This is a genomic window from Synechococcus sp. W55.2 (assembly GCF_047461635.1).
GTDB lineage: Bacteria > Cyanobacteriota > Cyanobacteriia > Thermostichales > Thermostichaceae > Thermostichus.
In genome coordinates this window covers 100,242-124,292 of record NZ_JANSHM010000001.1, presented here as the reverse complement: position 1 = coordinate 124,292, position 24,051 = coordinate 100,242, and the positions used below count along the sequence as shown (strand labels likewise).

Annotated in this window: 24 protein-coding genes and 1 other RNA gene; 13 read left to right on the top strand and 12 right to left on the bottom strand. The window is 59.0% G+C overall.

The features are described from left to right. Window positions 1-128: 128 nt before the first annotated feature. On the bottom strand, window positions 129-1,439 hold the full coding sequence (locus NW828_RS00625) for a serpin family protein (protein WP_414380871.1): 1,311 nt from the start codon (window positions 1,437-1,439) through the stop codon (window positions 129-131). Window positions 1,440-1,460: 21 nt separating this feature from the next. On the opposite strand from NW828_RS00625, the gene NW828_RS00620 reads away from it, so the two are divergent. The 9 genes from NW828_RS00620 to NW828_RS00580 all read left to right on the top strand — a co-directional run bounded on the left by NW828_RS00620 (window position 1,461) and on the right by NW828_RS00580 (window position 10,776). Beyond that, on the top strand, window positions 1,461-1,637 hold the full coding sequence (locus tag NW828_RS00620) for a hypothetical protein (RefSeq protein ID WP_414380870.1): 177 nt from the start codon (window positions 1,461-1,463) through the stop codon (window positions 1,635-1,637). Window positions 1,638-1,709: 72 nt separating this feature from the next. Then, window positions 1,710-2,234 (top strand): DUF192 domain-containing protein, encoded by a 525-nt coding sequence (locus NW828_RS00615; RefSeq protein ID WP_414344197.1) that lies wholly within the window; start codon window positions 1,710-1,712, stop codon window positions 2,232-2,234. Window positions 2,235-2,400: 166 nt separating this feature from the next. Beyond that, the gene (locus tag NW828_RS00610) at window positions 2,401-3,720 is read left to right on the top strand and encodes a bifunctional sterol desaturase/short chain dehydrogenase (RefSeq protein ID WP_414380875.1); all 1,320 of its coding nucleotides are present in this window, start codon (window positions 2,401-2,403) and stop codon (window positions 3,718-3,720) included. A gap of 197 nt (window positions 3,721-3,917) precedes the next feature. Continuing rightward, entirely contained in the window at window positions 3,918-4,694 is a 777-nt protein-coding gene (locus NW828_RS00605; protein ID WP_414380869.1) for a DUF4397 domain-containing protein, read from the top strand. 183 nt (window positions 4,695-4,877) lie between these two features. Next, on the top strand, window positions 4,878-5,768 hold the full coding sequence (locus tag NW828_RS00600; protein ID WP_414380868.1) for an FAD-dependent thymidylate synthase: 891 nt from the start codon (window positions 4,878-4,880) through the stop codon (window positions 5,766-5,768). Window positions 5,769-5,845: 77 nt separating this feature from the next. After that, window positions 5,846-6,583 (top strand): class I SAM-dependent methyltransferase, encoded by a 738-nt coding sequence (locus NW828_RS00595; RefSeq protein ID WP_414380867.1) that lies wholly within the window; start codon window positions 5,846-5,848, stop codon window positions 6,581-6,583. Between the two features lie 353 nt (window positions 6,584-6,936). Then, window positions 6,937-8,484, top strand: coding sequence for a sugar transferase (locus tag NW828_RS00590; RefSeq protein ID WP_414380866.1), 1,548 nt, complete (start codon window positions 6,937-6,939; stop codon window positions 8,482-8,484). Between the two features lie 10 nt (window positions 8,485-8,494). Then, a complete protein-coding gene (gene purC / locus NW828_RS00585; RefSeq protein WP_414380865.1) occupies window positions 8,495-9,241 on the top strand; it encodes a phosphoribosylaminoimidazolesuccinocarboxamide synthase in 747 nt (248 codons plus the stop codon). A gap of 17 nt (window positions 9,242-9,258) precedes the next feature. Next, on the top strand, window positions 9,259-10,776 hold the full coding sequence (locus tag NW828_RS00580; RefSeq protein WP_414380864.1) for a DUF2157 domain-containing protein: 1,518 nt from the start codon (window positions 9,259-9,261) through the stop codon (window positions 10,774-10,776). A 9-nt stretch (window positions 10,777-10,785) separates the two neighbouring features. Here the strand turns inward: NW828_RS00580 and hemC are convergent, their stop codons facing one another. Further along, entirely contained in the window at window positions 10,786-11,772 is a 987-nt protein-coding gene (hemC, locus tag NW828_RS00575; RefSeq protein ID WP_414380863.1) for a hydroxymethylbilane synthase, read from the bottom strand. A 278-nt stretch (window positions 11,773-12,050) separates the two neighbouring features. On the opposite strand from hemC, the gene NW828_RS00570 reads away from it, so the two are divergent. The 4 genes from NW828_RS00570 (at window position 12,051) to serS (ending at window position 16,579) form a co-directional block, all read left to right on the top strand. Next, the gene (locus tag NW828_RS00570; RefSeq protein ID WP_414380862.1) at window positions 12,051-12,512 is read left to right on the top strand and encodes a YlqD family protein; all 462 of its coding nucleotides are present in this window, start codon (window positions 12,051-12,053) and stop codon (window positions 12,510-12,512) included. A gap of 187 nt (window positions 12,513-12,699) precedes the next feature. Beyond that, entirely contained in the window at window positions 12,700-14,181 is a 1,482-nt protein-coding gene (locus NW828_RS00565; protein ID WP_414380861.1) for a glycosyltransferase, read from the top strand. Window positions 14,182-14,244: 63 nt separating this feature from the next. Next, a complete protein-coding gene (ilvC, locus tag NW828_RS00560) occupies window positions 14,245-15,237 on the top strand; it encodes a ketol-acid reductoisomerase (protein WP_414380860.1) in 993 nt (330 codons plus the stop codon). Window positions 15,238-15,271: 34 nt separating this feature from the next. Next, the gene (gene serS / locus NW828_RS00555; RefSeq protein ID WP_414380859.1) at window positions 15,272-16,579 is read left to right on the top strand and encodes a serine--tRNA ligase; all 1,308 of its coding nucleotides are present in this window, start codon (window positions 15,272-15,274) and stop codon (window positions 16,577-16,579) included. Window positions 16,580-16,786: 207 nt separating this feature from the next. Here serS and NW828_RS00550 read toward each other — a convergent pair whose 3' ends face one another. The 10 genes from NW828_RS00550 to NW828_RS00505 all read right to left on the bottom strand — a co-directional run bounded on the left by NW828_RS00550 (window position 16,787) and on the right by NW828_RS00505 (window position 24,041). After that, entirely contained in the window at window positions 16,787-17,203 is a 417-nt protein-coding gene (locus NW828_RS00550; protein WP_414380858.1) for a hypothetical protein, read from the bottom strand. Window positions 17,204-17,265: 62 nt separating this feature from the next. Then, window positions 17,266-17,363, bottom strand: an RNA gene (gene ffs / locus NW828_RS00545) — signal recognition particle sRNA small type. 72 nt (window positions 17,364-17,435) lie between these two features. Next, on the bottom strand, window positions 17,436-18,158 hold the full coding sequence (locus NW828_RS00540; RefSeq protein ID WP_414329208.1) for a carbon dioxide-concentrating mechanism protein CcmK: 723 nt from the start codon (window positions 18,156-18,158) through the stop codon (window positions 17,436-17,438). A 26-nt stretch (window positions 18,159-18,184) separates the two neighbouring features. Beyond that, the gene (locus tag NW828_RS00535; protein WP_414380857.1) at window positions 18,185-18,850 is read right to left on the bottom strand and encodes a hypothetical protein; all 666 of its coding nucleotides are present in this window, start codon (window positions 18,848-18,850) and stop codon (window positions 18,185-18,187) included. 66 nt (window positions 18,851-18,916) lie between these two features. Continuing rightward, a complete protein-coding gene (locus NW828_RS00530) occupies window positions 18,917-20,878 on the bottom strand; it encodes a ribulose bisphosphate carboxylase small subunit (RefSeq protein WP_414380856.1) in 1,962 nt (653 codons plus the stop codon). 71 nt (window positions 20,879-20,949) lie between these two features. After that, on the bottom strand, window positions 20,950-21,249 hold the full coding sequence (locus NW828_RS00525; protein WP_011433394.1) for a EutN/CcmL family microcompartment protein: 300 nt from the start codon (window positions 21,247-21,249) through the stop codon (window positions 20,950-20,952). Next, entirely contained in the window at window positions 21,249-21,590 is a 342-nt protein-coding gene (locus NW828_RS00520) for a carbon dioxide-concentrating mechanism protein CcmK (protein WP_011433395.1), read from the bottom strand. Before NW828_RS00520 ends, NW828_RS00525 begins: the two co-directional genes overlap by 1 nt. A gap of 71 nt (window positions 21,591-21,661) precedes the next feature. Then, window positions 21,662-21,970, bottom strand: a complete 309-nt coding sequence (locus NW828_RS00515; RefSeq protein ID WP_011430450.1) for a carbon dioxide-concentrating mechanism protein CcmK — start codon at window positions 21,968-21,970, stop codon at window positions 21,662-21,664. Between the two features lie 510 nt (window positions 21,971-22,480). Next, window positions 22,481-23,206: an energy-coupling factor ABC transporter ATP-binding protein gene (locus NW828_RS00510; protein WP_414343792.1), complete on the bottom strand. Its 726-nt coding sequence runs from the start codon at window positions 23,204-23,206 to the stop codon at window positions 22,481-22,483. Between the two features lie 7 nt (window positions 23,207-23,213). Next, entirely contained in the window at window positions 23,214-24,041 is an 828-nt protein-coding gene (locus NW828_RS00505; protein ID WP_414380855.1) for a cell division protein FtsQ/DivIB, read from the bottom strand. Between the last annotated feature and the right edge of the window lie 10 nt (window positions 24,042-24,051).

The window sequence follows — 24,051 nt, the reverse complement described above, 5'->3', positions numbered from 1 at the left end:
GTACTTCATCAAAGCGCATTCCTCCCGGCACTGACCCTACGGGTACAGTGCGGGGCTCCTGCGATTTCTAGCTGAAGAGCGATCTGCACGCCCGGTAAGAAGTCAGCAAGCTGCCCTGAGGGATCCCCTTATTCAGGATCCACTAGGGATCCCATGAACAACACGGTTTGGGCCGCTGGGTTGCCGCCGGATCCGGAGGCCACAATGGCAAACCAGAAGGGCCGATCTGCCACAAATTGAAAGGGCTCTTGCCGGTCGACAGCAGTCCGGGAGACGATCACCCCAGTAGCGGCTGCCGCCTCGGATCCCTCTTCGTTCACTTCAATTGCTGCTTTGTGCAGGACTTTGCTGATCCGCGCTGGCTCTGGGGTCATCTGGCTGAAATCGGCTCGGTTGGAAAAGGCAATCCCCAGGCCCAACTGCTGCAGAACGGAAGTGAGATCCGTTTCATAAGCCAATTCAAATCTCGGGATCCGTACCGAACCGGCACGGGGGCGCAGGGATCCCGTCCATTCTTGCCAAGTTTCCGGGCTCAGCTCTGCCCGCAGCGATTCCAGCTTCACTCCCTTCTTGGGCAGCAGGATCAGCATTTCCAGTTCTCCTTCCCCGTAGGGCAGGCTCACCACCTGCAACTGCTCGGTTTCCAGGTAGTCGTAACGACCTGATTGAACCATCATGGGTACTCGGACGCGGCGGCCATCCAACCGAGTAAAGGGCTGAGTTTGGGTGCGCTCCGGATCGAAGGGCTGAGTCCACTCGCCTTTGAAGTAGATGGCATTGAGCAAAACCATCAAATCCTCGCGGCTGAGGCGATCCACAATGCGGTTGATCTTGCCCTGGGTGCGCTCGGCCACCCAGCCGTTGATCTGGTTCACCGTTTGCCGGGATCCCAAATTCACCCGATTCACCACCGCTTGGTAGTAGGTGGCCAAAGCCTGCAAAAACTGGGGCTGTAAGGTGAGGGTTTGATCCACCCAGAGGCCGTTGGCCATTTGCACCTGGACTGGCCCTCCTGCCGGGGATCCCTCCGCCAGCCAGCCCACCATTTGGGCATTGCTCCAGTTCAACTCATTGAGGGAAAGGTCCTGTGCCTCCAGCACCTCGGCCATTGCCGTTTGAGTCTCCCCAGAGGCGCCGTTGTAGAGCATGCTCAGGGCCAGGCGGATGCTCAAGGGGGAGAAAAAGAGGTTCTCTTGGGGCTGCTGACGGAGCAGGTGATCAAACAGTTTCAGCGCAAAGCGGCTTTGGGCTTGTTGGGCCACGGTCTTTTCCCCATACCCTTCCCCATAGGTCACCGTTGGCTCAAAGGGAATCCGCACCGGGGTTTCCTGTGAACGGGATCCCATCCCGTGAGTGGGCCAGAGGCCCAGGCTCAGTAAACCCAGCAGAGCCAGAAGAGGGATCCGGCTCACCAAGGATCGATTAAACAGGTCTTTCATAGGGCTCTCCTGGCAGAGTCTATGGCTATGCTATCGGGTCGGTTGTGGGCTGCCCTTGCCCAGGGCCGCCATTCCGGCTGCGCTCAAGGGGGAAAAGCACAGGCCGCTTCCGGCAAGCAAGAATTGGCAAGGCTCTCCCAGGGGGGAACTTCCTGCGTCTGGCTGGTCAAGTCGCAGCAGCAGCGTCTGGCGCGATAGGATGAAGCCTGCACAGGAGAGTGCCACATGGTTCTGTTCACGATACACGTTCCAAAAGGGTGCAGAGTCGCCTTGGGCCTGGCTCTACTGCTCCTGGGATCCGGCTTGGGATGTACTGCTGCCACGGAGAGATCTCCCGCCTCACAAACTCAGGTAACCGAAGCCATCTCCCCATCCCCCCCAGCCATAGGGCAACCCCAGCAACTGCCGGTTGAAGCCGAAGTCACCCTTGCCGGCCAACGCTTTGAGCTAGAGGTGGCCCGCACCCCTGAGCAACAGCGCTTGGGCCTGATGTTTCGCACCGATTTGCCGCCGGATCGGGGCATGTGGTTTCCCTTTGATCCGCCCCAGCCAGCTTCTTTTTGGATGTTCAACACCCTGATCAACCTGGACATCATTTTCCTTCACCAAGGCAAGGTGGTGTACATTGCCGCCGATGTGCCCGGCTGCCCCGCCCAACCCTGCCCCACCTATGGGCCGCCTCCTTCCCAGTTGGTGGACGGTGTGCTGGAGTTCCGCGGCGGGACGGCTGCTGCTTTGGGTTTGGCCGTTGGAGATCCGGTCGAGATCCGAGAGCTTCAGCCCGTAGCCCCTTGATTTCTACCTCCCCTCTCCCTGAGGGAGAGGGGCCGGGGGTGAGGGAAGACAGGCTCGCAGATGATCTTTTGAAGAATCTTTGCGATGATTTTTGAGGGTTGCTAACTAAGCCTACAGAAGAGGCGACGACAAGCCCAAGAGCAGTTTGGCCACCGCAAGCGAGTCTATGGATGTCAGCAGCGTAAGTCATTGGATAGGGGTGGGGGCTGTCGCCCTAGCCTCCATCCTTTGGGCTGAGATCGTGCGGGATGTGCGCCATTGGCTGGCCCACCGGTGGCCCTGGCTGATGCCCAAACACATCCTGCACCACCGCCTGTTCCGCCCCGACCTTAGCGTGGTGGATGCACAGCTGTACCGAGAATCCCAGTGGCACCACGACGTTCCCGAAGCGGCGACGATGATCCTGGCCGGGATCCCTTGGGTGGTGGTATTGGGCCAGGGATCCCTGCTGTACGGCCTGGCGGCAGCGGTGGGGGTGGTCTACTCGGCCAGTTTCTGGGTGGCTGGTATGCTGCGGGGTTGGGGGCTGACCCTGGAGACCGATATCACCCACCAGCCGGGGCCTTTCCCCGTTCCTCCCAGCCAATGGCATGTCAACCGCGCCTACCACTGGCGGCACCACTTCGACGATACCAACGCCTATTTTTGCGGCACCCTGACTCTCGTAGATCGGCTCATGGGCACCAGTCTCTCCTTGAAAGGCAAGCGAGTAGCCGTCACCGGCGCCTCCGGCACCCTGGGCCGGGCCTTGCTCAAGCATTTTCACCAGCAGGGGGCCAAAGTCATCGCCCTCAGCTCCCATTCGGATTCGGTTCACATCGAAGTGGACGGCCAGATCCAGCCGGTGGAGACCGTTCGCTGGCAGGTGGGGCAAGAGGGATCCCTGGCAGAGCTGCTGGAGCGGGTGGATATCTTGGTGCTCAACCACGGCTTCAATGTTCATGGGGATCGGGATCCCGAGGCCATTCGCCAGTCTTACGCCGTCAATACCTTCTCCAGTTGGCGCCTGATGGAGCTATTCTTCCAAACGGTTCGCAGCAACCCCGAAATGGCCACCAAAGAGGTGTGGGTCAACACTTCCGAAGCTGAGGTCAGCCCTGCTTTCAGTCCCCTCTATGAACTCTCGAAGCGGGCTTTGGGAGACCTGGTTACCCTGCGCCGTCTGGATGCCCCCTGTGTGGTGCGCAAGCTCATCCTCGGCCCCTTCAAGAGCCAGCTCAATCCCATCGGGGTCATGTCAGGAGATTGGGTGGCCGCTCAGATCCTGGCTCAAGCCAAACGAGATTGCCGCAACATCATCGTCACCATCAACCCCCTCACCTACCTGCTTTTCCCCCTGAAAGAGCTGGCCGTGAGCACCTATTTCCGCCTGTTTAGCCGTCGGTCTCCAAGGACTCCGTCCCGCGAGCGCGAACAGACAGGGATCCCTGCCCCCAACCCAGATGCTGCAGGTGAGGCGAAGTCCCGCGAGTTCCCTTTGGTTTAGAAGGGATCGGATCCCAACTCGTCCCATAGCTCTATGGCATTGGGCGCAAAAGTGGAGTAAGACAAGAGCAGGTTCCTTGGCGTCAGCAGGGTGGGATCCCTTGCGCCAATACGAACTTTTGGGGAGCGAGAGCGCCCCTTGGCTTGGCGGAACACAGCAGCTCGATCCCCAGTGAGCGTTGGGTGTGAGGAGTAGGAGTGAGCGTGAACATGGTGCGACGGTGGGTGGGCGCAGTGCTCTGCGTGGTGGGTGGGTCGTTGATGCCGGGGCTGTTGTCCGGCTGTGCCATCCCGATGCCTTCGGCATCTGCAGGGGTTTCTGAAGTGCAGGTGCGGTTGGTGCATGTGGCCCCCAATGCCCCTCGAATTGACTTGGAGGTGGGAGGGGTGAAGGCTGCTCGGGGTGTAGCCTATGGCTCGGTGAGCGAATACGTGCGCATACCGGCGGGCGAGTATGACATCGTTTTGTTTTCAACACCTGAGACTCTCAACCCTGGCCAGCCTGCGAGTTCTGCGGTTGCGGCCAGAACCGTAGCCAATCTCAGGGGCGGGGGAGTATTCTCGGTGGTTGCTGCCAACGAGCCGAATCGCATGACGGCCCTGGTGCTGGAAGACAACATCCATCCGCCCTTTGATCAAGCCCTGGTGCGGTTTGTCCACGCTACTCCCGATGCGCCGGCCCTGCAATGGCAAGGGGAGCAAGGGCGGGTACTGCTGCCCCAGTTGGCGTTTGGACAAGTATCCACCTTTCAAGCTATGCGCCCCGGCTTTACCCAAATTCAAGTGGCCATAGCCCCTTCAGCCTCCGCGCCAGGTGTGCAGTCGGCTCCCAGCCGGAGCATTCCCCTGCAGCGGTTTGACCTGCAGCTGGAGGCGGGGAAGGTCTATACCCTTTACGTAGCGGGATTGTTGCGCAGCAATCCGGCCCTAAGCCTGGTGCTGGCAGAGGAAACTCGAGCTCGCAGGCTCCTATAGCCAAGGTGTTTCGGTCTCTCTTCTCCTTACACTGAGTTAAGGAATACCTCAGGGTGGGGGCAGATAGGGAATATGCTCTGTGGTGGAGCAGGCCAATGCCGTTGGCGTTCTCCGCTGCCAATATGATCTTACAAGGATCTCAGAATCCTAACATGCGGTGCGAAGCACTAGGGGATGCAGCCTGTGGATGCTTTGTTTCAAGTTGTGGTGCTGAATCAAACCCCAGATCCAGAACGGGTCATCTACCAGGCAATGCACCAGGATTACAGCCCTGATTTTGTCACCTCAGAAAGCCGGATCCCGGAAAAGTATGGAGAGGCCGTGGTGCGGCATTTGCTGGAGGGCAACCGTGGCCACTATGGGCCTCTAGAGCATCCTCAGATCACCTTTGGGGTGGGCTATTTTCCCCATGCTGTCATGCAACAGGCCCGTACTCATCGGGTGGGAATTTCTTTTGATGTTCAATCCTTCCGATATACAGGCCAGCAAATTGCCGATTTGGGCAAAAAGCTCTTGTTCGCGTCAGCGGTGCGGAGCACAACCGAGACTGCTGCTCCTGTTGGCGAGACCGGCTACGGTTGCGTCAGCGATCGCGTCAGCGGGCCGGAGGCCTATCGCGACAGCGGTGCGGAGCACATTGCGGAGCACAGTGGCGGGACGGAGTCCTCCTTGTCTTTGCAAGAGCTGGAAACTTTGTTTTACGTTCCTGCCAGCGTCAAGGAGGGCAAAGCCAAAACCCGCCAAGGCTTTAGGCCCATCTCCCCCGCAGCTTTGGATATCATTCTTGCGCAATATCGCAGCCAGGCCATTGCTTATTATCGCCTGGTAGAAGAGTGCGGATTGCCCTATGAAGATGCCCGTAACATCATTGGCTACGGGATCCGACAACACTTCGTGGTCTCTTTCAATTGCCGTAGTCTAATGCATTTTTTGGATTTACGAGCCAAAGAAGATGCTCAACGAGAAATTCAACATCTGTGTGAACTGATTTGGCCCCACTTTGAAGCGTGGTGTCCCCACGTGGCGGCCTGGTATCGTAAGCATCGCTGGGGAAAGGCTCGATTATCCCCCTAAACTTAGTTTAGATAGATATGCTCTGCTAACCCCTTCTGCGGCTAATCCTGTTTTTGATCTTTTGTTGGGTTACGGGTATGGATCCCAAAGCTTATGAGCAAATGGCAGGCTTGGAAGACCGGCATTGGTGGTTTTTGGGTCGCCGTCACATTCTGAGTCGGGTTATTGGATCCCTGTCGCTTCCCCCCTCTGCTTATATTTTGGAAGCTGGCTGTGGTAGCGGCGGCAACCTGGAGATGTTGTCCAGATTTGGCAAAGTTTGGGCTATGGAAAAGAGTGAAATTGCACTGCCGCTGGCCCAAGCTCGCGGTATTGGGATCGTAGCAGAGGGGGAGTTGCCAAACCGGATCCCCTTTGGTTCTCAACGATTTGATTTGATTGCTTTGCTGGATGTGCTGGAGCATCTGGAGAATGACAAAGAAGCTCTCCTAGCCCTCAGTCAAAGGTTAACCCCATCTGGCTACTTAGTTGTAACTGTTCCGGCTTATCCGTGGCTGTGGAGTTTACATGATGAGCTTAATCATCACAAGAGACGATATACCCGCGGGCAACTTTTGTCGTTGCTTAAAAGCTCAGGTCTAGAAGTTTATACCCTTGTTTTCTTCAACAGTTTTCTTTTCCCAATCATTTCAGGGATCCGCATAATGCAGAAAGTGCTTCGCCTGAGGGAAAGCCAAGATCTGAAAATGCCGCCGCTTTGGCTCAATCGACTGCTGACGGGTATTTTTGCTGCAGAGGCCTATCTGATACCTAAGTTTTCTCTGCCCTTTGGTGTATCTCTGCTGGCAGTAGCCGGCCCGGCAACGAAATCGTAGTATCCTGTCATCATTGCTGTTCTCAGACTGCACTTTGATCATTGCTTAAACTCTCATGTTTCGACATCCAATGTCTGCAATTCTGGTAGTTTCTACAACAGCCTTTTCCGACGGTACTTAACCCACTCAACAGGGATTTTTATCTCTTGCATGATGAGGATCCCAATTACTTAAAGAACTTATTTTGTGTCAGCAGCATGAAGTCCTTTGAAGCTGGGAAGGGCCGTCAATAGAATTATCTGGTGAGGGCTACCCATTCAAGTTTTGGTCAACACTGATCTTGTCCAATAGCCTCAGATGCACAATCTTTTCTGTAAGATTGTCAACAGTCTTGATGCCGAAGGAGATAACCCTTGGCCGAACGCGGCTATAAAACTCGTCTGGATCTGCATCGTTTGTGGGTGCCCTTGGCCTGTTTTGGCGATGGCCTTTGTATTTGGTTGGCCTTTGGGGCGGGCTACTGGCTGCGCAGCTTGCGTCCTCATCAGCTCTTGCCTTGGGATGTCTACGCGGCCTTGGGATTGTTGACCGCCCTCATTTATTGGGGCATTCAGGCGGGCTTAGGCGGATACGGTGAGTCGAAGCGCTTGTCTCGCTTTGAAGAATGGGCCAGTTTGCTGGTGGGGTTGGGATTGACGTTTGGTTTGGTGCTGGCAGGGGCCTTTTTCGTTCGCTCGGTCTCTTTGTCGCGGCTGGTGGTGGGCTACGCCGGCTTGTTGGCTCTGCTGAGTTTGACTTTGGTACGGGTGGGGTTGCGGCTGGGCATGGGCTGGTTGTGCTCCAAGGGCTACGGTCGGCGGCAGGTCATCTGGGTGGGATCCTGGTCGGTGTTGGCGGAAGTGTTGGAGCGATTGCAGCGATCCCCGCAGTTGGGCTTCCAGGTAGTCGCCTGGGCAGGCGTAGAGCAAGGCTCTTTTGAGGAAGATCCCCCATCTCAAAATGGGGATCCCTGTCAAGATTCATATCCAGTACTAAACACCGCCCGCCCTACCTCTGACGGGGTTAAGTCTGCCGCCAGGACTCCGCCAGGAACCCTCTCCCGCTTGTGCAGTCAGCCTGAACCTTCCTGGTCAGCTCTCGAGCGGCTGGATCTGGTCCATTTGATCGCCTATCTGCAAGCTCACCCAGAAGTGCAAGAGGTGTGGTTTGGGCAACCGGAGCTGGCAACTGCTCCTCTATTGCTCAGTTTGCAAGCGTTGTCGGTGCAGGTGCGCTTGGTGCCGGATATCTTAAGTTTTTTAACGGTGAACTTCAGCCTGCAGTCTCTCGACGGGATCCCGCTGCTAACTCTGCGTCAGCCCCCTTTGCGCTACGCCCACAACCGGTTCCTCAAGCGAGCTGTAGACATCCTAGGAGCTTCCCTGGGCCTGATCTTGCTTAGCCCTCTGTTTTTGATTATTGCCCTGCTGGTAGCCTGCAGCAGTCCTGGCCCCATTCTGTATTGGCAAGAGCGGGTGAGCTTGGACGGGCGTCGCTTTTGGATTGCCAAGTTCCGCACCATGCGAGTGGATGCTGAGGCAGCCGGCCAGCCGGGCTGGACGCGCCCCGGGGATCCGCGCCGAACCAAGATAGGAGCCTTTTTGCGCCGCGCCAACTTGGATGAGCTGCCCCAACTGTGGAACGTGTTGAAGGGAGAAATGAGCTTGGTGGGGCCTCGCCCAGAGCAGCCCTATTTTGTGGAGCAATTTAGCCAGGAGATCCCCAAGTATCCTGATCGGCATTTGGTGAAAAGCGGCCTGACTGGCTGGGCCCAGATCCACGGCCTACGGGGGGATACCAGCATTGCCCGCCGCACCCAGTATGATCTCTATTACGTGCAAAACTGGTCGCTGTGGCTGGATCTGCGCATCTTGGCCATCACCTTCTGGCAAGGGATCCGCGGACGGCTGGCCGGATACTAGGGGTTAGCGTATGCCATTCTCCCCCCAAGAGCTGCTCTACGAGGGCAAGGCCAAGCGCATCTACCGCACTGCCGATCCCAGGGTTTATCTTTGCCAGTACAAGGACGACGCCACGGCCTTCAACGCCCAAAAGCGGGGATCCATCGCCGGCAAGGGAGAGGTGAATTGCACCGTCTCCAGCCATGTGTTTGCCTACCTGGCGCAGCAGGGCATCCGCAACCACTTTTTGGCCCAGACCGGCCCCACCGAGATGCAGGTGCGTGCCCTGCACATCTTGCCTTTGGAAGTGGTGGTGCGCAACCGCACAGCGGGTAGCCTCTGCCGACGGCTGGGCCTGGAGCAGGGCCTTCCCATCGAGCCGCCGCTGGTGGAGTTCTATTACAAAAACGATGCCCTAGGGGATCCCCTGGTAACCCCCGACCACATCCGCCTATTGCAGTTGGCCACGCCGGAGCAGGTGGAGCGCTTGGGATCCCTGGCTTTGGCCATCAACAACCATCTGCAGGCTTTCTGGCGAAGCTGCCGCCTAGAGTTGGTGGACTTTAAGCTGGAGTTTGGCCTGGACGAGAAGGGAGAGATCCTGCTAGCCGACGAGATTAGCCCCGATACCTGCCGTCTTTGGGATCGGGAGGGATCCGAGCCGCGAGTGCTGGACAAGGATCTCTTTCGCTTTGATCTGGGGGATCCGGTGGCTGGCTATCAAGAGGTGTTGCAGCGGGTGCTTCAGGCAGTGGGATCCCAATTCCTTCTCTCCTAGAGGGAGAGGAGCCAGGGGTGAGGGACTATAATCGCCTCAGCGATCCCACTCCTTTAACGCCCGAGCCTCCTTTCGCTTGTCGGGATCCCGCCATGACCTCTCCCCGCCCCCCCTACCCCGGCGAGCGTTTCCGCCGCCAACTGGCCGACCTGCTGAACACCTGGGTGGAGCAGGGGTTGATCGAACCTGCCCAACGGGATCGCCTGCGGGAGTATTACCAACTGGAGAGTTTGCAACGCTCAGCCGGCGGGCGATTTGCCCTGGTGCTGCTGCTGTTTGGCGCAGTTCTGGTAGGCCTGGGGGTGATCTCCTTCGTGGCCGCCAACTGGGCTGCCATTCCCCGCTGGGCAAGAGCCTGGGGGTGCTTGGCCCTCATGGTAGGGCTGCAGGTGGCTGGCTTCCAGGTTTGGCAGCAGGGATCCCAGCGTCTGGGTAGCGCCCTGCTGATAGCCGGTGAACTGACCCTGGGAGCCTGTATTGGCCTGATGGCGCAGTGGGTTCAGCTTGGCGGATCCGCGGCAGGCCTGTTTTGGGCCTGGGGGATGGGCGGTTTGGCCATGGCCTACGGCTTGCGTCACAGCCCCAGTGGTGTACTGGCCTGCCTTCTGCTGGGCTTGGGGATGGTAGCCGACTTCGTGGATTGGGGGACTGTCAACTTCCTCTATCCTTGGTTGACCCTGGGCCTGCTGGTTCCTCTGGCCTATTGGTGTTGCTCTCGCTGGGTTTTTGCCCTGGCCGTGGTGAACTTTGGCCTGGCGTTGCAAGGGTTAGCCGAGCGTTTGGGCAGCTCTTTCCAAGGTTTAACCCTTTTGCATCTGCTTGGTGTTGCAGTTGTGTGGGGGTTGGGTCTGTGGCACCAACGCCATAAGCCTTGGCTAAGCCGGGTTTTAACTGAAGGAAGGGATCCAGAGCTTCCCGGCGAGCTGGAGCAAGGCTTGGATTTGGCCCCGACAGCCCAGAACTTGGCTCTGCTGGGGCTGGGTGTCCTGCTCTATGTCTGGAGCTTTGTCGGGACGTGGGTCGATCTTTCCGAGGATCCCCTCTGGAACGTTGGGGATCCCTGGGCGAGCTTGTCGGCAGTGGGGTTGCTGCTGCTGACGGGCTGGGGCTGGTGGCAGGGTTGGCAGGAGAAGAGATCCCAGCCCGTTTCGTCTTGGCTGAAGGATGCTGCTGTTCTGATTTCTCTGGTTGCCTTGGCGCTTTTGCTGGGGATCGGCAGCGCTGTGCCTTTGAACGTGACGGCAGGAGCAGCCTTGGTCCTCTTTGCCCCCTGGATAGTGACCTTGCTGTTGCTGGGGCTGTCAGCAGTGCTCTGCTGGGAAGGGCTACAGCAAGGGCGGCGGGGGCGCTTCTGGCAGGGACTGTTGGGGCTAACCCTGGTGGTGCTGACCCGCTTTTTCGAGTACCCAACCGGCCTGTTGGCCAAGTCGGCGGTGTTGGTGGCCTGTGGGATCGGGGTAATCTGGCTGGGGCTGAAATTTGAGCGGCGGCTGAGCAGATCCCTTCCCTCGGCGCAGCAGACTTCGAGGAGCTAGGGAGGTAGCCTAACGGCGGGCCTGGGCAAAAATGGCCTGCAAAATCTCGTCGGCCCCCTGCTGTTTTAGCTTTTCTGCAAGAGCCATCCCCACTGCCTCGGGATCGGCGGTGGATCCCGTCTGAGTATCGCGGATGAGCCGCCGGCCATCCAGGTCGGCCACCATACCGGTTAGGTGCAGCGCCTCCCCTTGGACTTGGCTGTGAACGCCAATGGGCACTTGACACCCTCCTTCCAAAGCCCGCAGGAAAGCTCGCTCTGCCAAGCAGCAGGCTGTGGCCTCCGCATCGGCCAAGGGTCGGATAAGCTCCAGAATCCGCTCATCTCCCTGCCGACACTCGATTCCCAGGGATCCCTGGCCAACGGCGTACAGGGACACACTGGGATCCAGCACCTCGTGGATCCGGTCGGCTTTGCCCAGGCGCTTCAACCCGGCCACTGCCAAAATAAGGCCGTCGTACTCTCCCCTCTCCAGCTTGGCCAAGCGGGTGTTGAGGTTGCCCCGCACGTCCTTAAAGCGCAAGTGGGGAAAGGCATGGCGCAGTTGGGCCAGTCGCCGCAGCGATGAAGTGCCGATCACCGTCCCCTCTGGCAGGGTGGCCAGTCGGTAATCCCGGAACTTTTCCCCCACCACCAAAGCATCCAGGGGATCCTCCCGCCGCGTGATCGCCCCCAACACCAAGCCCTCCGGCAGGCGAGTGGGCAAGTCTTTAAGGCTGTGTACCGCCAAGTCGCTGCTGCCGTTGAGCAGGCTAACTTCCAATTCCTTGGTAAAAAGACCTTTGTCCCCAATTTTGGCCAGTGCCACATCCAGGATGATGTCTCCCTGGGTGGAAAGGGTGTTGAGCTCCAGGGGTAATCCCGGATGGTGTTCTTGCAACTGACCCATCACCCACTGGGTCTGCACCAAAGCCAACTCGCTTTTTCGAGAGGCAATCCGCACCGGCTCGGTGATCCCAGCAGAGGGCTTGGAAGGGGTCGAGGCCCGTTCGCTCATGGCTGCCGCAAAAAAGAACACTGTCTCTCACGCTAGCCGAATCTGTGCCAGGGCAAGGCGGCGGCCTTTAAGATCCTTAACCAAAATTGCAGTTTCCCGAAATCAAGACTTTACCGCAGGGATCCCAGCCGGTAGGATAAGTAGATGGATTCTCCGGCTCGGCGGGGGAGGATCCGGTCTGTCAAGCTCCTCTTCCCCAACCCCAGAGCTTTTGAGGGGAGCTTTCTACAATGGGCACAAGCCCCTGGTTTGGTTGGTCGTCTGCCTGGATGAGTCTTATGGAAGAAAACAACGTCAGCAACAGCACTCAATTACTGCTCAAACGCAACATTCCCGTTAAGGTGGTGGTCACACCCCTTTGGAAAAAGGAAATGCAGGAGCAATTAGAGCGGCAGATCGAAGCCACCGATGCTCAGATGCAACAGCTGGAGTTTCAGGGCAAGCGGGCTATTGCCGAACTGGAGAAACAGAGCCCCAACCCCAACAGCCCCCAAGTGCTCCAACAGGTGGAAGCGGTGAAAAGCCGCGTGAACGAGCAGAAAATCCGCCTCTTGGATCAGAAAAACCAATTGTTGCAGCAGATCAACCAACTGAGCACCCTGGAGCTTAACCAAGAAGTGCTGCAGGGCAATGTGGAGAGCTTCTTCCGAGTCCAAAAAGGAGACAACCTGATCCAGAAAATGCAGGTCGAGATCCTTCTGGAAGATGGGGTGATCAAAGAGATTCGCGGTAACCCATAGGCCGCTCACCCCCTTGCCGGAGAAGCGGCAGTCGGGATCCCCAATTTTTCTCGCCTGTAGGTTCTCGAGAACTCCGTTTCGCCAACACAATGGGTGACAATAGGTAACAACCTCTTAACAGCCTTTGGGTTAACGCTCGCACAGGCTGGCGAGGTTGGGTAACATTGCCGCCCGGGGGAGGATTCCCATGTCTGAGTTCGTCTGGTCAGAGCCAGAGCCTCTCGAGGATCTTCATCTTCCCGATTGGTTGCTCACCTCGGCCCAGCGCCGCCGTCTCAAGGCTCTGCTGGTTCTGGCCATGGTGTGGGGGTTGGTCAGCCTGATGCATGTGGTGCCGACGGCCCGTTGGATCACCGTTGGTCTGGCCACGTTCATGGTGATCCACATTAGCCGCTTATTTCGCCTGCAACCGGCGACCTCCCTGCCCCCTCTGAGACTTCCTCCTGCCGCTGCGACCCGCCGGGATCCCAGGTCAGCAGATAACAGCGATGACCCTAACAACAATGACTCTGTCCTGCCAATGCAACGGGATGGGCAGAGCGCGCTTTCTGAGTTGGGCGGGCTGGCCTTGCCTCGTGTGGCTGTGTTGATCCCAGCCAAGAATGAGAGCGCAGTGCTCCCACGGCTGTTGCACAGCTTGACCCAGCTCCGTTACCCCACCAGCCATCTGGAGCTGTGGGCCATCGACGACAACAGCAGCGATGCCACCCCTGAAGTTCTGCGGGAAGCCCAAAAGCGGATCCCGCATCTGCGGGTTTACCGGCGGCAGCCGGGGCGGGGCGGGGGTAAGTCCGGTGCCCTCAACGAGGTACTGCCCCTGACTCAAGGGGAGATCATCCTGGTCTGCGATGCCGATGCTGTGGTGCCCTCGGATTTTCTTGCCCGCACTCTACCCTTGTTTGTTCAAGTGAGCAGCCTGCGCAGCCGTTTTGGCAGACGGATGGTAGGGGCTGTACAGGTGCGCAAGGCCCTGAGCAACCCCAAGGTCAACTTCTGGACTTTGGGGCAGGTGGCGGAAATGGCCTCCGACGCTTATTTTCAGCAGCAGCGCGTGGCCGTGAGGGGCATTGGCGAGCTACGCGGCAATGGCCAACTGGTGCGGCGAGATGTCTTGGAAAAGTGCGGCGGCTGGAATGAGAGCACCCTAACTGACGACCTGGATCTCACCTTCAAGCTGCACCTGGCGGGCGTAGATATCGCCTTTCTGACGGAGCCGGCCATCGTCGAAGAAGGGGTCACCTCTTGGAAAAGTCTCTGGCACCAGCGCTGCCGCTGGGCGGAAGGGGGCTACCAGCGCTATCTCGACTACTGGCCAGGGATCCTCAGTCGCCGCATGGGGATGGCCAAAACAGTAGATCTCTGGGCCTTCTTTATTTCTCAGTACTTGCTGCCGATGGCCTTGGTTCCCGATACCCTCTGGGTGCTGTTGACGGGCCACTCCTCGGTGCTGCTCCCCTTGAACGCTCTGGTGATGGGCTGCCTGACGGTGGCTTTTTACCGGGGGCTACGCCAGGTGGAGGGCTTGCGCGGACGGCGACTTTGGTGGCACACCGCCCTGGGCTTGGTCTACATGCTCCACTGGCTGCCGGTTATGATCGCCACAACCGCTCGCATGTGTGTACAGCCCAAGCGCCTAAGGTGGGTGAAAACTGTTCATCACGGCGCTTGAGGTCAGCAAGTTGGATCCAATCCTGCTATCCTAGTCAAGCACCTGCTCACGCCCTGCTCGACCATGGCCCGCCTCTACTACGACACCGACGCCAACCTGGAGCCTTTGGCCGATAAAACCGTTGCCATCATCGGCTATGGCAGCCAAGGCCACGCCCACGCCCTCAATTTGCGCGATAGCGGTGTCCAGGTCATCGTTGGCCTTTACCCTGGCAGCCCTTCCTGGCCCAAAGCCGAGCAAGACGGCTTAATGGTCAAAACGGTGGCGGATGCTGCCGCTGCCGCCGATTGGGTAATGGTTTTGCTGCCCGATGAAGTGCAAAAGGCCGTTTTCCAGGGCGAAATCCGTCCCCACCTGCAGCCGGGGAACGTGCTCCTCTTTGCCCACGGCTTCAACATTCACTTCGGGCAGATCCAGCCGCCGGCGGATGTGGATGTCATCATGGTTGCCCCCAAAGGCCCTGGGCACTTGGTGCGGCGCACCTACCAAGCGGGGGAAGGGGTGCCCTGCCTGTTTGCCGTCTATCAAGATGCCTCGGGAATGGCACGGGAGCGGGCCATGGCCTATGCCAAAGCCATCGGTGGCACGCGGGCCGGCGTTTTGGAAACCACCTTCCGGGAAGAGACCGAAACCGACCTCTTTGGCGAGCAGGTGGTGCTCTGCGGTGGGCTGACGGCTCTGATCAAAGCGGGGTTTGAAACCTTGGTGGAAGCGGGCTACCAGCCGGAACTGGCCTACTTCGAGTGCCTGCATGAGGTGAAGCTGATTGTGGATCTCATCGTCGAGGGCGGCCTGGAGAAAATGCGCCACAGCATCTCCAACACGGCAGAATACGGCGACTACACCCGTGGCCCCCGCATCATCACGGAGCAAACCCGCGCCGAGATGAAACGCATCCTCGCCGAGATCCAAAGCGGCCAATTTGCCCGTGAATTTGTCTTGGAAAATCAGGCCGGCAAGCCAGGGCTTACTGCGATGCGGCGCCGCGAGGCCGAACACCCCATTGAACAGGTGGGCAGGGAGCTGCGGGCCATGTTTAGCTGGCTAAAGAAATAGGTCGGATATCTGGAGCTGAGGGTAGACCATCTCTGTGCTGGATCTGAAGCTGCTGCGGGATCGCCCTGAACAGGTACGCCAAGCCCTGCAAAACCGCCGGGCCACAGTCGATCTGGATGGGATCCTGCAGTTGGATCGGGAGCGGCGGCAGTTGGAGGCCCGCAAGGGATCCCTGCAGGCCGAAAGCAACAGCCTCGGCAAAAAAGTCGGCGAGATCCTCCGCCAGGGGGCGGATCCCCAAGGCCCCGAAGTGGCGGCCCTGCGGCAGCGGGGGGTGGATCTCAAGGCCGAGATTGCCCAACTGGAGCAGCAGGAACGGGAGCTGGAAGAGGAGATTCGTGCTCGGCTGCTTACCCTGCCCAATTTGCCCCTGCCCAGCGTGCCGGTTGGCCGAGATGAGGCCGACAATGTAGAGGTGCGCCGCTGGGGTGAGGAGCTAAAGCCGGCCCATCCTGTCCTTCCCCATGACGAGATTGCCGAAAAACTGGGGTTGCTGGAGATTGGCCGTGCGGTCAAAGTGGCCCAAAGCCGCTTTGTGGCTATGGTAGGGGCGGGCGCGGCCCTGGAACGGGCCTTGATTGCCATGATGCTGGAGCGCCACGTTGCAGCCGGCTACACCGAGGTGATCCCGCCCTTTTTGGTCAACAGCGCTGCTTTACAGGGGACGGGGCAATTGCCCAAGTTCGCCGAAGATAGTTTTCGCTGTGCTGATGACGACCTGTGGCTGATCCCGACGGCGGAAGTTCCCCTTACCAATCTGTACCGGGATGAGGTAATCCCTGCGGAGTCCCTCCCTCTTTACTTCTGTGCTTACACCCCTTGTTTTCGCCGTGAGGCGGGCAGCTATGGCCGCGACACCAAGGGGCTGATCCGGTTGCACCAGTTTCAAAAAGTGGAGCTGGTCAAGGTCACTCGCCCAGATCAATCGGAAGCCGAACACGAGAAGCTGGTGCAGGATGCCGAGGCCATCTTACAGATGCTGGAGCTGCCCTACCGGGTGGTGGAGCTGTGTAGCGGCGATTTGGGCTTTGCGGCAGCCCGCTGCTTTGACTTGGAGGTGTGGTTCCCCTCCCAAAATCAATACCGCGAGATCTCCAGTTGCTCCAACTGCTGGGACTTTCAGGCCCGCCGTGCTAACCTGCGCTACAAAGAAGCCGGCCAGAAAGGCACCCAGTTTGTCCACACCCTGAACGGATCTGGCTTGGCGGTGGGGCGCTCTCTGGCTGCCCTGCTGGAAAATCACCAACAGCCGGATGGCTCGATTCGCATTCCCAAGGCGCTGCGTCCCTTTCTCAGCTCCCGGTTTCTCTCGGAAGACGGGATCCTCATTCCTGCTGTCTGATCTCAAACTCAACCCAGTTTGATTGAGACTCGATTGAATTGAGACGCTCCTGCCCACCCGGCAGACGCCCTTATCTTTTCTGCAGTTTGGAAATGAATCAGCTTGACCTGCTCCTCGCTCTACAAGGATGAGGATCCCTGACGCCTCAGGGAGACGTCTCACATAGTCTCACATACAGGTAGTCTTCAAATCCATTTTCCTATTGGGCTATCCTTTCGCTTGGGATTTGCCCTTGATGCGATCCAACTCAGCTTGCAATTCGGCGATCTTCTGGCGCAAACGGGCCGCTTCTGAAAGTTCGATGGCCGTGCCTGCCTCGCCCTCGGTATCGCTAATGTCATCAATGGTGATCTTGCGGGGACCGGCAGTTTGTCTGTCTTCTCCCTTGCGGTTGGCGTTGGCGGCGATGGCATCCATGTAAGCCCGCGCCTCTTCAGCGGTCATCGCCCCCCGCTCCACCAGCTCGTCCACCAAAGCTTGCGCCTGCTTGCGCAACTCCATCAGACGGATACCCGCTTTGCTGGCCACCTTGGCAGCATTATCCGCCGCCACAGCCGCCAAACCCATGCCGAAGTAAAAGGCTTTTTGAGCCCAGTTGGCGAGGGGATTGTCTGTTTCGGACATAGTGTAATGCGCTGCTAGGGCAAGGAGGAGAGAACCCAGCAGAGAGAAGTAGGGCTGCAAAGGGCGACCCGGGTTGACGCGCCTGCTCAGAGCATCCCGTGGTGCTGCTATCTTCCGATCCTGACACGGTTTGGGCGTCGGAGCTGCACGGACCCAGGTCTTTCAGTAGCCTAGCATTTTTCCGTTCTGCCCTGCTCGGCTTTCTTGGGCAACAGATGGGTTTCTCAGGGGGCTAGGGAGTTTCAGGCGGCTCCAGATAAACAGGGATCCGCTCTACGGCTGTATCGCTGCGCTGCACCTCCTGTTCCTGAACTTGAGGAAGGGTTACCGGCAGGGTAACCGGTTGAGCAACAAAACAACTGGCCACGGGCAGCGCTTGCTCCAGTTCGTCCAGAGGGCGGGGGATCACTGCCACCGCGTGCAATTCCCCAATGCGCTCTGCTTCGTACATGCCGGCATCGATGGCAATGGCCACGTTGGCCACTGTACCGCGGATAATGGCCGTACATAGGCCATCCCCAATGGTCTCGTAGGCCGCCAGTTGGACATCCGCGGTTTTGAGCATGACATCGGCAGCTCCCACCATTGCCGGGAAGCCGCGAGTTTCCAGCAGGCCCACGGCCAAGTTACTGAGGCGGCTGTAGCCGCGGTTTTGTGCCAGTTGAGACAGCTTGCTGCTGATCGGCAGTACCACTTCCAAGTTGGGCAGGGGGCGCGGGATCACCAAACTGGAGATCTCCTCTTGGTCAAACTGGCGGGCCAGCTCAATGCCCTCCTCAATGGCAATGCGCACATCGGCAATTCCCCCCCGCACAATGGCTGTGCAGTAGCCCCCCGAGGTTTTCTCAAAGCCGATCAGCGTCACGCCTGCCGACTTGGTCATAGCGTCGGCAATGCGCACGATGACCGGAAAGCTGCGCGTCTGAATCAGGCCCAGGGAGGTTGACATCGGCATCCTAACTACTCACGCCAGTTTAGCCATTAGAGCCGGCTATCCCCAGAGGAGAGCACCTGTCGATGGGGATAAATCTTGCTCAAGAGGCGATCCAATTCCCAATGGCCAGGGATCCCATTGAGCTTATGGGTTTTGGTCTCTGGGGAGTCGGATTTTTCTTGGTGCCAACGGCGGGTTTGCTTTTCAACATTGGCCACCGGAGAACTGGGTGGGGGAGACGGCTCAGGCGACATCTCTGGAGCCATTTCCACTGCCGCCGGCGAGGGCTCTGCCGGGATGGGCTTGCTGCCGCCCGCCTCCTGGAGATCGAAACCATAGGTGGGATCCCCGATCAGCGAGCCGGGGGGAATAACCGCTTGGCTGAGCACCGAACAATTCAGCACCGTGGTTTCCGAGCCGATGCAGGCATTTTTGCCGATGGTGCCCTGCCCGATCACCAGCACCCCCATTCCCAAGGTTGCGCCCGCCTCCACGATGAGGGATCCCCCACAGGCGTGCAGGACGGATCCCATGCCAATACACACGCCGCGCTCGATGTAGATCCGACAGCCGGGGTTAGCCCGCAGCAGCACCCCTGCCCCAATCCCCGCCCCGGCTTCCACCTGTACCTCACCACTGACAAAATAGCGAGTTTCGTCGTTCTGGCCAGGCAAGGCGCGGAGCGTCATGGAGTTGGGCAAAGTAGAGGCCAACAGGGTGCTCCTCATCGCTGGGGGGTTGGACTTGAACCAACAGAGGTCAAAAAAAGCTGGGATCCCTCAAGGGGTTTGGATGATCTGCTCCAGCACTCGCCGTTTGGCCTTGGGATCGATCCCCAGCAGGCGAACGTATTCTCCCTGGTGTTCCGCCAGGCAGGCTTCTAGAGCCGCCACCACTTGGGGCACTTGGGTGGCCTCGATGGGGCTACAGCTTTGCCAAGAAGAGGTGCGAAAACGGCGCTTGTCCGCATGTTCGGTGCCGATGCGGTAGCCTTGGCTGAGCAACTGCTGCACCTGAGCCACCACCTCGGCGCTGAGGCGGGTGCCAGAAAGGGATCCCTTGGGGGCAGAAGCAGGAGCCGCGGCAGCAGCAGCAGATTTTCCGCTAGGGGTTTGGATTATGCGCTCATAGACCCGCCGTTTGCCTTTGGGATCGATCCCCAGCAGGCGCACATATTCTCCCTGGTGCTCCGCCAGGGCAGCCGTCAGCTTAGCCAACACCTCTGGCCCGCGGGTGGCGCGAATGGCCGGCCCACTCTGCCAGGAAGAGGTTTTGAAGCGGCGCTCGTCGGCATATTCGTAGCCGATGCGATAGCCCCGAGCCAGCAGCCGATGCACCTCCTCCTGCACCTCCAGATCCAGGCCGGCACTGCCCCCTGCCGCAGGAGCCGTATCTGCCACCACGCCGGTTCCTGCAGGACTGCTGCTCACCTGGCCTTGCGGGGTTTGAATGACCTTCTCCAGCACCCGCCGTTTGCCTTTGGGATCGATCCCCAACAGGCGCACATATTCTCCCTGGTGCTCTGCTAGGGCAGCCTGAACAGCGGCCAGGATCTCCTGCGGCTGACCGCTCAAATTGCTCAAGGTCTGCCAAGAAGAGGTGCGGTAGCGGCGGGCATCAGCCACCTCCAGGCCAACGCGATACCCCTGCGCCAACAAAGTCCGGATCTCCTCCTCCAGCCCTGAGCCAGAGCGAGAGCCGACCGCCCCAGAACCCGGAGCAGCGGCTGCCGAGACGCGGCTGGGCATCCCAGAGACCAGCGCCGGCCCATCGGGGGTTTGGATGATTTGCTCCAGCACCCGCCGTTTAGCCTTGGGATCGATCCCCAGTAGGCGCACATATTCTCCCTGGTGCTCCGCCAGGATGGCCCCCAGCGATCGCACCACCTCCGCCTCGTGGGTGCTGGCGATTGGGCTTTCGCTTTGCCAGGAAGAGGTTTTGAAGCGGCGAGCATCGGCATACTCTAGCCCCACGCGATAGCCTTGGGCCAACAGGGCACGAATTTGCTCCACCACCTCCGGCTTGAGAGGGGATCCGCCGCCGTTCCGGCCATTGCCGCGATGGGAAGAATGAGTCATGGGTGCCGTCTCCGTAGCCGTTGAGTTAGAGGTGCGCTGCAGTTCGTTGCGGATGGGAGCGATACAGACGAGGTTTTCGCTGCACTGGTAGCCCTCTCGCAGGGCTTGGTTGATGCCGATCACGTGTTGGGCAAACTTGGCATCGCTATCCTGGACGTCGGGCAGCCGGTCGGCCTCGGCCTGGGTGGTGATGATGGATCCAGAAGGCACGTACTTGCCTGGGGGGATCTCCACATCCTGGATCAGGCAATGCAACATGATGATGCAGCCATCCCCAACCCGAGCGTTGAACACCGTCGAGCGGAAGCCAATAAAGCAGTCGTTGCCCACGTAGGCCGGCCCGTGGATCAGAGCCATGTGGGCAATGGAAGTGTTTCTGCCAATCCAAACGGAGTAGGGCTGGCCGTCTTCTCCTATCACCCGCCCCTGTTCCAGGCCGTGGATGACCACCCCATCCTGAATGTTGGATCTGGCGCCGATGTGGAAGGGGGATCCCTCGTCAGCGCGAATGGAAGTTCCCGGGGCGATCAGCACCTCCGCTTCCACCCGCACATCCCCAATGAGGTTGGAGAAAGAATGCACGTAGGCTGTGGGATCGATCTTGGGCTCCGCCAGTCGGCGAGACCAGGGCGTTGGCGGTGCAGCATAGGTGTGAGCAGGCATAACCGTGAGCCTCTAGAACGCAGTAGGGCGGACAAGGGCAGCAAGAGAGATGAGAAGGGAAGGGATCCCAGCTAGCGTTGATCGCGCTTGTTGTAGAGAGAGCGACCGCCAACGCTGACCGTATCGATAATCGCCATCACCACTGCATCCAGCGGGCGAGTCTGGTTTCCTTGCGGCTGGCGAGCGGCACTGCCTTGGCTAACCAGCACCCACTCGTCAATGCCGGCCCCCACCGGATCGGCAGCCACAGCGTAATCGGGTTGCGGCTGGCCCTCGAGATCGACGTACTGCACCAACAAAAACTTCACGCCCGTCAAGCTGGGATCCTTTTGAGTGCTGGTGACGGTGCCCCGCACAATGGCAATACGCATCAGGGACGGGTGAAGGGACGGATGGCATTGACCCCTTCGCGGAACTGAGCCACATCCTCGGTGTAGCGAATGGGCAACACGTACTCCAGGTTCTCGTGGGGACGGGCGATAATGTGCCAAGACAACAACTGGCCGCCGTTCACCCGCTTCACCGAGTCAATGCCGGCAGCCACCGAGGCTTGCACCTCCGAGACATCCCCCCGCACGATCACGGTGACCCGACCGCTGCTGATTTTCTCGTAACCCACCAGGGTAACGCGGGCTGCCTTGACCATGGCGTCGGCAGCTTCTACCACTGCCGGGAAGCCCAGGGTTTCGATCATTCCAACTGCAATAGCCATAGGTACTCCTTACGCTGAAAGTGAAAGTGGGGTGCGAACTTTCTGGGGTGCGAACTTTACTGAAGTGGGGACTAGGTGCGGAACTGCTCTACCGCCTCGGTATAGCGGATGGGCAACACAAACTCCAGGTTCTCGTGGGGACGGGCAATGATGTGGTGGGAGAGAATCTCACCCCCGCTCACCCGCTTGGCAGACTCCAAACCGGCGGCTACCGAAGCTTGCACCTCCGAGACATCCCCCCGAACGATCACGGTGACCCGACCGCTGCCGATTTTCTCGTAACCCACCAGGGTAACGCGGGCTGCCTTGACCATGGCGTCGGCAGCTTCCACCACTGCCGGGAACCCGCGGGTTTCGATCATTCCAACTGCAATAGGCATATCAACTCTCCACTTTTGAACACACTCAGTTCCTGAACGCTGTCGAACCCAGCAACAAGGCAAATTGATCTCGCTTATTGGGTTCGCTCATGCAATCTCCTTTCGATTTCATCAGAGAGATCCTCTGCCCAAATCTCGATTGACAGCTTTTCCCGGCGACACCTACCCCAGCCACCAGAGACCCCCCTCTGAGGAGAGAAGGCTCTGAGCCACAGACCTCCGACTGAAGTCAGAACAGGTTGTAGGAGCCATCAGGGTTAACCGCAACTGTCACTCAGGCGGGCAAAGCTGCCAACTCTGAGCTAAGTCCACATCTTTCTTGTACAAAATCGATCATACAAAATTGACTAGGACAGCTCAGAGAAGGGATCCCCGACTTAACAAAATGATATCCCCACTCAATCCTGGACGAAAATCAATATTTTTAATTAGCACGATAGCTTTTTATTAAGAGAGGCAAAAATGTTGTCAGCTTAAAAATAATTCTTGATATCTTTTCAACTTTTGTCGTTATCGGCGCAGCGAGGGGGGCACTTCCAGGCCGTGGGCTTCCATGAGGTCGGCTCGGCCCATCAGGTGGGCTGGGGATCCCTGGGCCCAGATCCGACCTTGATCCAACAGGATGACCTGATCGCACACCTCCAGGATCAGCTCCAGATCGTGGGAAGCCAGCAGAAAAGTGTGGGCAGCCTGCTGCAAAAAAACTATCAACCGGCGCCGGGCTCGCAAATCGAGGTTGGCCGTCGGCTCATCGTAGAGCACCAACTGGGGCTGCATCGCCAGGATCCCGGCAATGGCAACCATGCGCTTTTCCCCACCAGAGAGGTGATGAGGGGGACGATCGGCCAAATGGAGGGTGCCGGTCATCTGCAGGGCGGCCTGAACGGCAGCCGCAATCTCCGCCTCAGGACGGGCCAAATTGCGCAGTCCGAAGGCCACATCTTCGGCCACCGATGGGGCAAACAGTTGGTCGTTGGGATCCTGAAACACCAACCCCACCTCAGGGCGAAACTGGCCGGGCCGCAGTGGCTGGCCAAACAAACTCACCTGGCCGGAGCAGGGGGGCAACAGGCCGCAGAGGGTGAGGAACAGAGTGGTTTTGCCCGCGCCATTGGGGCCGATCACCCCCAGATGTTGCCCAACCTCGACCCGTAGATCCAGCCCTTGCAGCACCGGCGGATGACCGGGATAAGCTGTCCACAATTGGTTCACCTCCACCGCCGGCACCGGGTTCATAGCAAAGCTAGGGCATCCGCACGTCTTTCCAGCGCTCCTGGGTGGCCGTGGGGGTAAGTTGCAAGGTGGGCACACTGGGGCTGGTGAGGTCAATCTGGACGATGTCGTCGGGCGTACACTCGCAGTAGCGGCGCAGATCCCGCATTTGGTTGAGGGTCTGAATTTGCAAGGGCAAGCGGTCGGAAATCGGCCCCAGGTAGACGTTGCCCAGCTCAGTATGCAGGGTGATCCCCGCTCCAGATTGCCAATCCACTGCCCTAATCTGGATTTCGGATTGCTGCAAAGCCTTGAGCAACAGCGCCCATTGGTCTGGGGTGTGGTTCTCCCAGCCCAGCAGCTCCAGCTCAGGCCAAGACTTGGGGGAACGGTAGGGATCGGGAGACAGCCAGTTGCCCTGGACATCCACCCAGCCCATCTGGTCGCCCCATCGCGCCCGCGCCACAGGTTGCCGTTCTCGCACCTGGACGATTACCCCCACCGGCAGCAGCCGTCGCTGCACCTGGACGCTTTCGATGGGAGAGGGGCGGGTCGGGGATCCCAGCAAAGCCCTTTCCAAAACAGCCGGTTGCACCTGCCAAATGTTGAGGGGATACTGCAGGGGCAATTGTGCCCGTATCCAGGCGGGATCGACCCAGTGGGCACCCTTTACCTGAATCTGTTCTGGCTGACGAATTTGCCAGTGGGGCTGCCGTAGGCCCAGCACCAGCAGCGCCAAGAGGGTCATCGAACCGGTCAGGCGCCAGGATCCCTGCCAGAATCGGCTGCGCCGTTGCCGACGCAAAAGCTGCCTACGCTGCAGGATTTGTTCACGGTTGGGAGCAGCCAGGAGTGCCATGGATCCCCCT